General features: G+C 50.3%; 3 protein-coding genes and 2 pseudogenes. 4 read left to right on the forward strand and 1 reads right to left on the reverse strand.

Annotated elements, in window-relative coordinates; genetic code table 11:
- Nucleotides 1–447 precede the first annotated feature (447 nt).
- The gene (locus FE394_RS17175) at nucleotides 448–1,779 is read left to right on the forward strand and encodes a metallophosphoesterase (protein ID WP_319927572.1); all 1,332 of its coding nucleotides are present in this window, start codon (nucleotides 448–450) and stop codon (nucleotides 1,777–1,779) included.
- A 156-nt stretch (nucleotides 1,780–1,935) separates the two neighbouring features.
- Here FE394_RS17175 and FE394_RS17180 read toward each other — a convergent pair.
- Nucleotides 1,936–2,089 (reverse strand): annotated as a pseudogene (locus FE394_RS17180) (ISKra4 family transposase); the annotation flags it as partial.
- A gap of 209 nt (nucleotides 2,090–2,298) precedes the next feature.
- Here FE394_RS17180 and FE394_RS17185 point away from each other — a divergent pair.
- The 3 genes and pseudogenes from FE394_RS17185 to FE394_RS17195 form a co-directional block, all read left to right on the forward strand.
- Nucleotides 2,299–9,891, forward strand: a complete 7,593-nt coding sequence (locus FE394_RS17185) for a Tc toxin subunit A-related protein (protein WP_319927573.1) — start codon at nucleotides 2,299–2,301, stop codon at nucleotides 9,889–9,891.
- A gap of 52 nt (nucleotides 9,892–9,943) precedes the next feature.
- Nucleotides 9,944–14,257, forward strand: a complete 4,314-nt coding sequence (locus FE394_RS17190; protein WP_319927574.1) for a SpvB/TcaC N-terminal domain-containing protein — start codon at nucleotides 9,944–9,946, stop codon at nucleotides 14,255–14,257.
- Between the two features lie 59 nt (nucleotides 14,258–14,316).
- Nucleotides 14,317–14,753 (forward strand): annotated as a pseudogene (locus tag FE394_RS17195) (RHS repeat protein); the annotation flags it as partial.

Here is a 14,753-nt window from a genome sequence, read left to right on the forward strand (position 1 = left end):
CTTCCTTAAAAAAAACAGATCTATAGATTTTCCATTTGCTCGTCAATGGTTTTATTTAAAAGGAGTGAATGACTACCCCCTGTTTTTAAAGGCGTATTTACTGCTGCTTCGTGTGTTTTTTTTTATTATTACTGGATGCTAATTATTATAATATGTATTTATAAAGAATAAAAACCTTTTTAATTGAATTTAAAAGTATAATGTTTTTTTTGTTTTTTTTAATCTCTATCATTATCGTCGTTGTCACAGAGATTCTCTGCCTGACTGGAGGCGCAGTGTGACACGGGAAAACGGAGCTCAGGTTACAAGAAGTCAGTGTGAAGTTCTTCATTCATCGTAGGATGTGCTTATGGAGTGACTCATGCACTTGATGTATACACTGACAATCTGAACGGTACGGCGCTACACACCAGAAAATAGATTAAACCGCAAGCAATGGATTAAAAAATGGCCACTAACTATCGAATTTTATTCTTAGCAGTAATATTATTTTTATTTGGATGTAGTAGTAACAAAGAACATGTATCAACTAAAACCTATGACATAGTTAAATACACTGTTGTTAATAACACTCAATATAGCCTCTCTGTCATTCGAAAAAATGTAGAGTGGGGTAACTGGGTTTCCAAACCTCTATCAACTATTCAGCCTTATGGAAGAGATTCATTTTCTACTAAAGGAACCTTAACTGCAGGGACTGAGGGTAATGTAGAATATTCAATTTATAGAGGAAGCTTTGACGTTTATTGGAGCTTATCGCATTGGGGTTCTGTTAAAAATAATTTGTCGATAAATGATCCACACGAATTGTACGATATATATCGTGTAAAAGATGCGAGCAACACATATACGGTCTACGTTAATGAAAAGAATGCAGCGAAAAAATATAATGTTCTCATTATGTCAGATCCTCAACCTTTTCGTTTAAATACCAGTAGTAATAACCCAAACAAGGACCGTTCTGAATGGGAGTCATTTAATGCGGTGGTTTCAAGTAGCATAAAAGAGTTAAAAAATGATAAGAATTTCGCATTTGGGATTGTTAATGGTGATATCACTGAATTTGGTAGACGGAATAGCAGAGAAAGTTTTGATGAAATTTACACATCGAGACTATCAAGCACACTTTTCATTGGATTAGGGAATCATGACTATGCTAATAATGTGGGTGACTGCACAACGACAGGTGAACCCAGCTCTGATGGGTGCGCATTATCCGCCATATGGGATATGAATGATAGAATTAACGAATATAAAAAAATGGACATGGAAGCATTTTCCTCGTATTTTGATGAAGATAAAAAAACAGGAAGTTTAGCTTATTCATGGGATTATGGGGATATGCATTATGTTCAACTCCAGAATTACCCGACTTATACGACTACGTTAAGCCCAACATTTGGTGCGGACACTAAAATAAAATCGTCACTATCATGGCTTGAAAAAGATTTGCAGAGTGCGGCTAATCGGGGAAAAACGATTATATTAAACTTCCATGATGCCAAGGACCATTTTGCAAAAAAAAGTAGTCAAGATGAACTGAATAAATTCAAACAACTTCTGGAGAAATATAAAGTTATTGCTATTTTTGTTGGTCATACGCATTCTGCAGGAAAGTCCGATTTATACGGGATCCCGTTATATAACAGTGGCGCTCTATTTCAAGGTGACTATTTAGTGGCTACTGTTGATGGTAAGTGTATACAAGTGTCCAGATACAATGGTAGTTCTGGAAAACCTAAGTTTATAGAACAATTCAGTTCTATTTGCGGAAAATAATAAAACTGGGGTTCCACACCGGAACCCTAAATAGGTTATAGAGAGTATAAAAATCAGTAGGGCACTTATGCTGTAACAATTTCTGTAAAATAGTGAGCCGTTTCTTCACTTAATTTTATTTCCTCAGATATCCAGGCTCAAATTTGATTCTTAAATCACCTTGCGCTTAGCGATAATTTCATTGATCGTGAATTCTACGAACAATGAATAAAACGGTTCTCCGCATCGTGACATTTCCCCATAATTGAGGATCTATTACCCTGTTATTTTTAATGTAGATACATATATTTTTTAATAGCAATTTATAATTTTAATACGGAATATAATAATAAATAGACCATCTATTTCCCTGTTATTTTTAATGTAGATATACATCTTTTTTAACAGCAATTTATAATTTTCATACGGAAGGGAATAATAAGTGCCCCACAGATTTTTATGCTCTCATAGGAGCGTAGCTTACAAAATATTGTCTACTCAACTTTCTGAGACATCGTTTATAAAATAATTGAGGTTATTATGTATAGCACGGCGGTATTACTAAATAAAATCAGTCCCACTCGCGACGGTCAGACGATGACTCTCGCAGACCTTCAGCATCTTTCCTTCAGTGAACTGAGAAAAACATTTGATGACCAGCTCAGTTGGGGAGAGGCTCGCCATCTCTATAATGAAGCTATTGAGCAGAAAAAAAATAATCGCTTGCTGGAAGCGCGTATTTTTACCCGTGCCAACCCACAATTATCCGGTGCTATCCGACTGGGTATTGAACGAGACAACGTTTCACGCAGTTATGATGAAATGTTTGGTGCCCGTTCCTCTTCCTTTGTGAAATCGGATTCAGTGGCCTCCATGTTTTCACCGGCTGGCTATCTCACAGAATTGTATCGCGAAGCAAAGGAGCTGCATTTCACAAGCTCAGCTTATCATCTTGATAATCGCCGTCCGGATCTGGCTGATCTGGCGCTGAGCCAGAACAATATGGATACGGAAATCTCCACTCTGACACTGTCCAACGAGTTGTTGCTGGAACATATTACCCGCAAGACAGGCAGTGACTCGGACGCATTGATGGAGAACCTGTCGACTTACCGTCAGGCTATTGACGCGCCTTACCATCAGCCTTATGAGACTATCCGTCAGGTCATTATGACGCATGATAGCACCTTATCAGCGCTCTCCCGTAATCCGGAGGTCATGGCTCAGGCGGAAGGGGCTTCATTACTGGCCATTCTGGCCAATATCTCCCCGGAACTTTATGAACTCCTGACTGAGGAAATTAAGGAGGATAATATAGAGGAACTGATTCAATCTAATTTCGGTGATATTGATGTTAGTATTTTTCAAAATACTGCATATCTTGCCCGCTATTATGGTTTGGAGTATGAAGAACTGGAGTCGTTATTGGGATTGGTAACAAATGATATTGATATATCGGTTCAATATTATCAAAATAATCAACTATTGAGACTAATTAGTAAGGAAAATGGCTCCATTGATGCCATACTGATTGAAAGGGATGTTGGTATAGAAAGAACGGTACATTATGCTGAACTTATTCCATTAAATGATGAACAATATAGATTAAACTTCAGATTAGATGCTAAAGATGGCTTTGATACTTTATGGATTGGAACTAAAGGTGAAAATTCCAATGATCTAATAAATGAAAAAGAATTCTCCAATAAAACCAACTTTCCTTACAGCTATATTCTTAACTTAAGTAAAGAGCAATTTCCTTTAAAATTAAATATAACCTTTTATAAACCAGCTATACATACGTATTATCAAAATAAATACATATTCACTTTGACTAGCTATCCGTTCAAAAGCTTTCTATTAAAACTGAACAAACTTATCCGTCTTTATAAAGCTGTCGGCATTTCCCCGTTAGATATTCGTACTATCATTGAGAGCGTCAATAACAACCTAACCATTACCGATGAAGTTCTGGGTAACTTGTTCCTCGTTCATTATTATATGCAACGTTATAGTATTGATGTATCTATGGCCTTAGTTCTGTCTGGTGCTGTTATCAGCCAGATAAGTCATGGGAAAGAACCCAGCCTATTTACTCGGTTATTTAATACCCCTCCGTTGAAAGGAAAAATTTTTGAAGCCAATGATAGCACCATAAGTATTGATCAGAGAGAAAATCAAAATACCTTTGATTGTGCTGCTTTGATGCGAGGTTTAACAGTCAACAATGGTGAATTGCACCAATTGGTCAGCCTGGCTGGCGTGTTGAAGGAAAATAATGAAATTACCCTTTCTGTTTCCGTTATTTCTTTGCTTTACCGACTTAAATTACTGGCCAATGTCCATCATCTGACAGTGAATGAACTACGTATGCTGTATTTTCTTTCACCGTTCAGAAATAAAAAGTTGGTTTCTCTCTCTTCCGGGGAGTTGTCACGGCTGGTTATCTGGCTGTATCAGGTGACGCAATGGCTGACCAAGGCGGAAATCACCACTGAAGCGATCTGGTTATTATGTACTCCAGAGTTCAGCGGAAATATTTCACCTGAAATCAGTAATCTGATCAATACCCTCCGACCGCGTATTAGTGAAGATATGGCGCAGAGTCACAATCGGGAGCTTCAGGCTGAAATACTTGCGCCGTTTATTGCTGCAACGCTGCATCTGGCGTCACCGGATATGGCGCGGTATATCCTGTTGTGGACCGATAACCTGCGACCGGGCGACCTGAATATTGCCGGGTTTATGACACTGGTATTGAAAGAGTCGTTAAATGCCAATGAAACTACCCAACTGGTCCAATTCTGCCATGTGATGGCACAGTTATCGCTTTCCGTGCAGACACTGCGCCTCAGTGAAGCAGAGCTATCCGTGCTGGTCATCTCCGGATTCACCGTGCTGGGCGCAAAAAGTCAACCCGCCGGACAACACAATATTGATACTCTGTTCTTACTCTACCGATTCCATCAGTGGATTAATGGACTGGGTAATCCCAGCTCTGACACGCTGGATATGCTGCGCCAGCAGACCCTCACGGCTGACAGACTGGCCTCCGTGATGGGGCTGGACATCAGTATGGTAACGCAGGCCATCGTTTCCTCCGGCGTGAACCGCCTTCAGTGTTGGCAGGATATCAACACCGTGTTGCAGTGGATAGATGTGGCATTAGCACTGCACACGATGCCGTCGGTTATCCGTACGCTGGTGAATATCCGTTACGTGACCGCGCCAAACAAAGCCGAGCCGGATCTGCCTGCCTGGGATAAGTGGCAGACGCTGGCAGAAAACATGGAAGCCGGACTCAGTACACAACAGGCCCAGGCGCTGGCGGATTATACCGCAGAGCGCCTGAGTTCGGTGTTGTCCAATTGGTTTCTGGCGAATATCCAGCCAGAAGGGGTGTCCCTGCACAGCCGGGATGACCTGTACAGCTATTTCCTGATTGATAATCAGGTCTCTTCTGCCGTGAAAACCACCCGGCTGGCAGAGGCCATTGCCGGTATTCAACTCTATATCAACCGGGCGCTGAACCGGATAGAGCCTAATGCCCGTGCCGATGTGTCAACCCGCCAGTTTTTTACCGACTGGACGGTGAATAACCGTTACAGTACCTGGGGCGGGGTATCGCGGCTGGTTTATTATCCGGAAAACTACATTGACCCGACCCAGCGTATCGGGCAGACCCGGATGATGGATGAACTGCTGGAAAACATCAGCCAGAGTAAACTTAGCCGGGACACGGTGGAAGAGGCCTTTAAAACCTACCTGACCCGCTTTGAAACCGTGGCGGATCTGAAAGTGGTCAGCGCCTATCATGATAATGTTAACAGCAACACCGGGCTGACCTGGTTTGTCGGCCAAACGCGGGAGAACCTGCCGGAGTACTACTGGCGTAACGTGGATATATCACGGATGCAGGCGGGTAAACTGGCCGCCAATGCGTGGAAAGAGTGGACGAAGATTGATACGGCGGTCAACCCGTACAAGGATGCGGTACGTCCGGTCATATTCAGGGAACGCCTGCACCTTATCTGGGTAGAAAAAGATGAAGTGGCGGAAAACGGCACTGATCCAGTAAAAACCTATGACCGTTTTACCCTGAAACTGGCGTTTTTGCGCCATGATGGTAGCTGGAGTGCTCCTTGGTCTTACGATATTACGGATCAGGTGATAGCTGTTGTTGGTGATAATCCTGACTCTCAACGACTGGGGCTGGTCGCATCAGGCTTTCAGGGTGAGGACACTTTGCTGGTGTTTGTGTACAAAACTGAGGAAAGTTATAAAGATTTCGGTGACAGCAATAAAAATGTGGCAGGAATGGTCATTTACGGCGATGGCTCCCTGAAAAAGATGGATAGCACGGCACTAAGCCGCTACAGCCAGTTGAAAAATACCTTTGATACCATTAACACGAAAGATAATAACTTGGTGAGAAAGGCCAGCTATCGTTTCGCTCAGGATTTTGAAATACCTACCTCGCTGAAGATGGGGTCTGCTACAGGCACCTATAATCTGACGGTGATGGAAAACGGGAATATACCGCAGATAACCAGTCAATACGCCGGTGGCAGCCTAAATATTACGCTGCATAATGCGACCTTCACGGTCAGATATCATGGCGGTAGTGATGTCATCAGAAATAAACAAATCCGTGCCATGAAACTGACCGGGGTGGACGGCAAATCACAGGTTGGTGATGCATTTATTATCGCAGATTCAGCCAGACATGCTAATGCTTGGGGGACTTCTAAAGATTGTGGCGGGCCCATCACTGTTTATAATAAAACGAAAAACTATATCGCTTCAGTACAAGATGTTTCTTTTGCTCCCATTCTTTTCAGACAAGTTTTGTATTTGAACGCCATGGATATCCCTATTAATACCCCACTCTTCTTGTTTGATTTTCCGCTACTCAATACCCGAAACGCGGTTTTTGCTGTTGGCAGCAACAAAACCAGTGATTTTAAAAAGTGTCAAATTTCTTTGGTGACCTTTAAAGGGATGGATAATCGTACCAATCATTTTAGTGACTTATACCCATGGACAATTTATCAATCATCCGGCTGGCTGGAAATTGACACGGGCGCAAACTCTGCAGGGATCCAAATTACCGTCGAGGCAGGCAGCAAAATCCAGACGTTTACCGCCAGTGCCAATGTGATTTCCCAGCCAGCAAACAGTTTTGATGCTATGCAGTACACCTTTAAGCCACTGGAAATTGATGCTTCATCGTTGGCCTTTACCAATAATATTGCTCCGCTGGATATCGTTTTTGAGACCAAAGCCAAAGACGGGCGAGTGCTGGGTAAAATCAATAATACGTTGTTAGTGAAACGGGTAAATTATAATCCGGAAGATATTCTGCTTCTGCATGAAACCCATTCGGGTGCGCAATATATGCAACTCGGTGTTTATCGCATTCGTCTTAATACCCTGCTGGCACCTCAACTGGTGTCCAGAGCAAACACGGGTATTGATACTATCCTGACAATGGAAACCCAGCGATTACCGGAACCTCAGTTGGGTAAAGGTTTCTATGCCACTTTCACCCTGCCTCCTTACCATTCGGCAACACATGGCACCAACCGGGCATTCCAGCTCAACCTCAAACATGTGGTTGATGATAATGTACATGCTATTTACTCAGGCCTGTTGCAGGACACCGAACTCGCTGTTCGGCTCTTTATTCCCCTGGATGATACACCACAGCATCGGACACTCATTGCCAAAGTATTTTTAACTACCCAGAAGAACCCCAATGATGGTTCCTGGAATGGTGCACACTTTACATATGTGGGAAATGATAATGATGAAATAGGTATTAATAACAATTCGGATATCAGTATGTTCGCTAACATACAAATACATAACGGCGAAACTACCGAACCACTGGATTTTAACAGTGCCAGTGCACTCTATTACTGGGAACTGTTCTACTACACCTCAATGATGTGCTTCCAGCGTTTGTTACAGGAAAAACAGTTCGACGAAGCCACAAAATGGATGAACTATATCTACAATCCCGCCGGCTATATCGTTAACGGGGAAATCGCGCCCTGGATCTGGAACTGCCGGCCGCTGGAAGAGACGACTTCCTGGAATGCCAATCCGCTGGATGCCATTGATCCGGATGCCGTTGCCCAAAATGACCCGACGCACTACAAGGTTGCCACCTTTATGCGCCTGTTGGATCAACTTCTTCTGCGCGGCGATATGGCCTATCGTGAACTGACCCGCGATGCGCTGAATGAAGCCAAAATGTGGTATGTGCGTGCTCTGGAATTGCTGGGTGATGAGCCGGAGGATTACGGCAGTCAACAGTGGGCCGCACCGTCCCTTTCTGTGGCGGCCAGCCAAACTGTGCAGGCGACCTATCAGCAGGATCTTGCGGCGCTGGACAGCGGAAAGGTTTCTACTCAGCCCCGTACCGCTAATTCGCTGGTCGGGTTGTTCCTGCCGGAATATAACCCGGCGCTCACCGATTACTGGCAAACCCTGCGTCTGCGCCTGTTTAACCTGCGCCACAATCTTTCCATTGACGGACAGCCGTTATCGCTGGCGATTTATGCTGAGCCCACCGATCCGAAAGCGCTGCTCACCAGCATGGTACAGGCGTCTCAGGGCGGCAGTGCATTGCCAACCGGTACTTTGTCATTATACCGCTTCCCGGTGATGCTGGAGCGGGCCCGCAATCTGGTGACGCAATTGACTCAGTTCGGAACCTCCCTGCTCAGTATGGCCGAGCATGATGATGCCGATGAACTCACTACTCTGTTACTTCAACAGGGCATGGAGCTGGCGACACAGAGCATCCGTATTCAGCAACGAACCGTCGATGAAGTGGATGCTGATATCACCGTATTGGCAGAGAGCCGCCGCAGTGCACAAAATCGTCTGGAAAAATACCAGCAGCTGTATGACGAAGATATCAACCACGGAGAACTGCGGGCGATGTCGCTGTTTGATGCGGCGGCAGGTCAGTCTCTGGCCGGGCAGGCGCTCTCAATAGCAGAAGGCGTGGCTGACTTAGTCCCAAACGTGTTCGGTTTCGCTTGTGGCGGAAGTCGTTGGGGGGCAGCACTGCGTGCTTCCGCCTCCGTGATGTCGCTTTCCGCGACAGCTTCCCAATATTCCGCAGACAAAATCAGCCGTTCGGAAGCTTATCGCCGCCGCCGTCAGGAGTGGGAAATTCAGCGTGATAATGCTGACGGTGAAGTCAGACAAATGGATGCCCAACTGGAAGCCCTGAAAATCCGTCGTGAAGCGGCACAGATGCAGGTGGAGTATCAGGAAACCCAACAAGCGCAGACCCAAGCTCAGTTAGAGCTGTTACAGCGTAAGTTCACGAACAAAGCCCTTTACAGTTGGATGCGCGGCAAGCTGAGCGCCATCTATTACCAGTTCTTTGACCTGACCCAGTCCTTCTGCCTGATGGCACAGGAAGCGCTGCGCCGCGAACTGACCGACAATGGTGTTACCTTTATCCGTGGCGGTGCCTGGAACGGCACGACTGCGGGTCTGATGGCAGGGGAAACACTGTTGCTGAACCTGGCAGAAATGGAAAAAGCCTGGCTGGAGCGTGATGAGCGGGCATTGGAAGTGACCCGTACCGTCTCGTTGGCGCAGTTCTATCAGGCTTTATCATCAGACAGTTTTAGCCTGACAGAAAAACTCACGCAATTCCTTCGTGAAGGGAAAGGCAGCGCAGGCCCTTCCGGCAATGTGCTGAAACTCAGCAGCGGCCAGATAGAAGCTTCAGTGCGATTGTCTGATTTGAGAATTTTCAGCGACTATCCCGAAAGCCTCGGTAATACCCGTCAGTTGAAACAAGTGAGTGTCACCTTGCCGACGTTGGTTGGTCCGTATGAAGATATCCGGGCCGTGCTGAATTACGGTGGCAGCATCGTCATGCCAAGTGGATGTAGAACCATTGCCGTCTCTCACGGGATGAATGACAGCGGCCAGTTTATGCTGGATTTTAACGACGCACGCTACCTGCCGTTTGAAGGTATCCCCGTGGATGACAGTGGTAGTCTGGCGCTGAAATTCCCGGATGCGACTGATCGGCAGAAAGCGCTGCTGGAGAACCTGAGCGATATCATTCTGCATATCCGCTATACCATTCGTTCTTAATTAAAATATTGTGATAGGCAGGCTCCTGAGGGAGCCTGTAAGGAGTTTTTGCATGCAGAATACAACACCTTTACAGATTGAATCACCGTCACTGCCCAAAGGCGGCGGGGCGATAACCGGCCTGAAGGGGGATATGGCCGCCGCCGGGCCGGACGGAGCTGCCACGCTGACGCTTCCGCTGCCGGTCAGTGACGGCCGGGGTTATGCGCCCGCCCTGACACTGAGTTACCACAGCCGGGCCGGTAACGGGCCGTTCGGTATGGGCTGGGATATCAGCCCGCCCGCCATCCGTCTGCGCACAAAGCATGGCGTTCCGGCCTATAACGAAACGGATGAATTCACCGGGCCGGACGGCGAGGTGTTGGTACCGGTACTGACATCCGCCAGTACGCCGGAAATTCGTGCTGGCGTCACGACACTGCTGGATACCGCTTTGAATGGCCGCTACACCGTCCACGCTTACCGATCGCGTATCGAGACCCGCTTCAGCCGCCTGGAATATTGGGTGTCGGAGGACGAGACCGACCAGCGCTTCTGGGTGCTGTACAGCCCGGACGGGCAGGTACACCTGTTGGGCAGGAATGCACAGGCCCGCATCAGCAATCCGGACAGCCCGGCTCAGACGGCCACTTGGCTGGCCGAGTCTTCAGTGTCACTGACCGGTGAGCAGATCTACTGGCAATACCGGGCTGAGGATGACAGTGGTTGTGATGATGCAGAGAAAAGCGCGCATCCCGCTGCCATAGCACAACGCTATCTGGTGGCGGTCTGGTACGGCAACAAAAAGGCCGGTCGTAACCTGCCGGGGCTGGCTGCCGTTCCCGTCGCGGATGACTGGTTGTTCACACTGGTTTTGGATTACGGTGAGCGGGGAACAGAGTTAGCGGTGGCGCCGGACTGGCTCGCGCCGGGACGCGGCAACTGGCCGTGCCGGCAGGACCGTTTTTCTGGCTGGGAATACGGTTTTGAAGTGCGTAACCGCCGCCTCTGCCGTCAGGTGCTGATGTATCACGCCGTTACGGCACTGGCGGGGGAGGAGAAGGCGGGAGAGACACCACAGCTGGTTGCCCGTCTCTGGCTGGACTATGATGAATCCCCGTCCGTGACCATCCTGAAAAGGGTCCGCCAGGTGGCGTATGAGCCGGATGGCACACTGTGCGCCCTGCCGCCGCTGGCGTATGGCTGGCAGGTATTCACCCCGCCGGAAACAGTGCAGTGGCAGCCACGGGAAGAGATGGGCAAACTGAATCTGCTGCAGCCGTACCAGATGGTCGATCTGAATGGCGAAGGGCTGGCAGGCATCCTGTATCAGGACAGCGGCGCCTGGTGGTACCGGGCGCCGATCCGCCAGCCGAATGCCGGTGAGAACGCGGTAACCTGGGATACGCCACGCCCGCTGCCTGCCATTCCCACCCTGCGCGAAGGCGGCCTGCTGACAGACCTCAATGGTGACGGGCAGCTGGAATGGGTGGTCACCGCCCCCGGCGTGCACGGGTATTATGACCGGACGCCTGAACGTGAGTGGCACCACTTCACGCCGCTGTCTGCCCTGCCGGTGGAATATGTCCATCCGCACGCGCAGCTGGCAGATATTATCGGCGCAGGTCTGACGGATCTGGTGCTCATCGGGCCGAAAAGCGTGCGGCTTTACAGCGGAACAGAGGATGGCTGGCGCAAAGCGCAGACAGTCATGCAGGCGGACGGGGTTACCCTGCCGGTTCCCGGAACGGACGCCCGCGTGCTGGTTGCCTTCAGTGACATGGCCGGCAGTGGTCAGCAACATCTGGTCGAGGTGCGCGCTGACGGTGTGTGCTACTGGCCGAATACCGGCCACGGCCGATTCAGTTCGCCAGTAAACATGCCCGGCTTCAGTCCGGCGACAGAACTGCCGTCAGAAAGCTTCAATCCTGACCGGCTTTATCTGGCCGATATTGACGGCTCCGGCACCACCGATCTGATTTATGCCTGCAGCAACCATCTGCGGGTTTACCGTAATCTCAGCGGTAACGCGTTTGCCGAACCGTTCAGCGTGACGCTGCCGGCTGGCGTTCATTATGACAACACCTGTAACCTGCAACTGGCCGACATTCAGGGACTGGGTGTGGCCAGTCTGATGCTGACGGTACCGCATCCGCAGCCGCGCCACTGGGTCTGCCATCTGTCCGAAAATAAGCCCTGGCTCCTGAGTACGATGAACAACGGGATGGGGGCGCGTCACGCGCTGCACTACCGCAGTTCAGCACAGTTCTGGCTGGATGAAAAGGCAGAGACGGTGACGGCGGGAAAACCTATTCCGGCCAGTTACTTGCCGTTTGCCCTGCACACGCTGGCGCGTACCGAGGTGGCGGATGAGATCACCGGCAACCGGCTGGTCAGCACAGTGCGCTACCGACATGGTGTCTGGGACGGCCGGGAGCGTGAGTTCCGGGGGTTCGGATTTGTGGAGGTGAGTGATACCGACACGCTGACCAGCAGAGGGACGGCAGACCACATCAGTATGCCGGCTGTCAGCCGTAGCTGGTTCGCCACTGGCCTGGCGGAAGTGGACGACCGGTTGCAGACTGAATACTGGGCGGGGGACAATGCAGCCTTTGATCATTTCACACCTCGCTTCACGCTCGGCAGTGGGGAGACCGAGCAGGCATTTACGCCGGACAACGCCACGGCCTTCTGGCTGAAACGGGGGCTGAAAGGCCTTCTGCTGCGCAGCGAACTGTACGGCGCGGACGGCAGCAGCCGGACCAGCATCCCCTATACGGTCACTGAAAACCATCTACAGGTACGCCTTGTCGAACCTGAAGGTGCTTATCCTGTCATCTGGCCGGTCATGGCGGAGAGCCGTACCTATATGTATGAACGGGTCAGCAGCGACCCGCAGTGCAGTCAGCAGGTGCTGTTAAGCAGCGACGCATACGGTAATGCGCTGCGTCAGGTGAGTATCAGCTACCCGCGACGTCATCAGCCAACAGACAGCCCTTACCCCGATACGCTGCCGGAAACGTTGTTTGGCAGCAGTTTCGATGAGCAGCAACAGACACTTCGTCTGACGCGGCAGCAAAACAGCTGGCATGTTCTGTTCGACACAGAAAAAGGCATTTGGCTGCCCGGGCTGGCTGACGGTGCCCGGAGTGACGTCTTCAACCATGCAGCGTCAGCCGTGCCGACCGGCGGAGTGACGATCCCGCTGTTGCTGGAAAGTTCGGGGCTGCTGGCGGAAACCCATGCTCCTGTATTTGCCGGACAACAACGGGCCTGGTATCTGGATACACAGAATGAGGCAACAACCGCCGCGCCAGCCTTCCCTCCTTTGCCGGCCTTTACCGAAACCGCCGTGCTGGATGAGAATATCGTCGCGCTGCTGTCGGCGCATATTTCCCCTGAAAGCCTGAGACAGGCGGGTTATTTACAGACAGGTTATCTGTTCCCGCGCGCCGGCGAAACGAACAAGACACTCTGGGCTATCCGACAGGGGTATGCGACCTACGCCGCAGCGGCGCATTTCTGGCTGCCGCAGACCTGGCGCGATACCCTGCTGACCGGCGCACTGACCGTCACCCGGGATAAGTACGACTGCGTGATCACGCAGACCGAGGACGCCGCCGGACTGAAAACCGGAGCGGAATATGACTGGCGTTTCCTGACGCCGGTCAGGGTGACCGATGCAAACAACAATGTCCAGTCAATCACACTGGATGCGCTGGGGCGAATAATCAGCCTGCGGATTAGCGGGACGGAGAACGGTGTGGCAGCGGGATACAGTGATACCGCGCTGACGCTGCCGAACACCGCCGACGGGATGCTCAGCCTACAGGCTCCCCTGCCAGTGGCACAGTGCATGCTGTATGTCACGGACAGCTGGCAGAACGGGCAGGGCCTGCCGCCGCACGTGGTGACACTCACCACTGACCGCTATGACCGCTATGCAGAAGAAAAGGCCGCCCAGCAGGTTCGCCAGCAGGTGATCTTCAGTGATGGCTTCGGCCGCATTCTACAGACAGCGGTTCGCCAGACAGCGGGAGAAGCCTGGCAGCGTGCGGAGAATGGTGCCCTCGTCACCGGTTCAGGAGGCGAACCGGCCATCGCAGAGACCGTGTTCCGTTGGGCGATATCCGGCCGGACGGAGTACGACAACAAGGGGCAGGCCATCCGCACCTACCAGCCGTACTTCCTTGACAGCTGGAAATATGTCAGTGACGACAGCGCGCGGCAGGATCTGTATGCCGACACCCACTGTTACGATCCGGTGGGGCGGGAATGGCAGGTTATCACGGCAAAAGGCGGGCTGCGCCGTATGCTGTTCACGCCCTGGTTTGTGGTCAGTGAGGATGAAAATGACACCCTCGCGGAGACCCCTGCCTCTGCTTAACGCCATGCCGGCAGATTTTCTGCCGGTATTTTTCCGATTAATTTACAGTTGACATGCTTATGACACACAATGCGCTTTACTCCAGAACCCCGACGGTCACGGTACTTGACAACCGCGGCCTGACCGCGCGGGAGATACAATACCACCGCCATCCCGCCACGCCGGCGGTAACGGACGAACGCATCACCCGCCACCAGTACGACGCCCGCGGCGTTCTGGCACTGAGCGCCGACCCGCGCCTGCACGACGCCGGCCGGGCGAACTTCATTTATCAGGCTGACCTTACCGGGGCGGTGCTGCGCACGCAGAGTGCCGATGCCGGCATCTCTATCGCCCTGAACGACGCCGCCGGCCGGCCGTTTCTGGTGGTAAACAACATCGGGACGGATAAAAACGGAGCAGAAGACCGCAGCCAGGCCGTCACCCGCACCTTTCAGTATGAGGACAGCACCCTACCGGGTCGTCTGCTTGGCATGACCGAACAAGTCACTGGTGA

Source organism: Xenorhabdus littoralis (genome assembly GCF_033949345.1).
Lineage (GTDB): Bacteria > Pseudomonadota > Gammaproteobacteria > Enterobacterales > Enterobacteriaceae > Xenorhabdus > Xenorhabdus littoralis.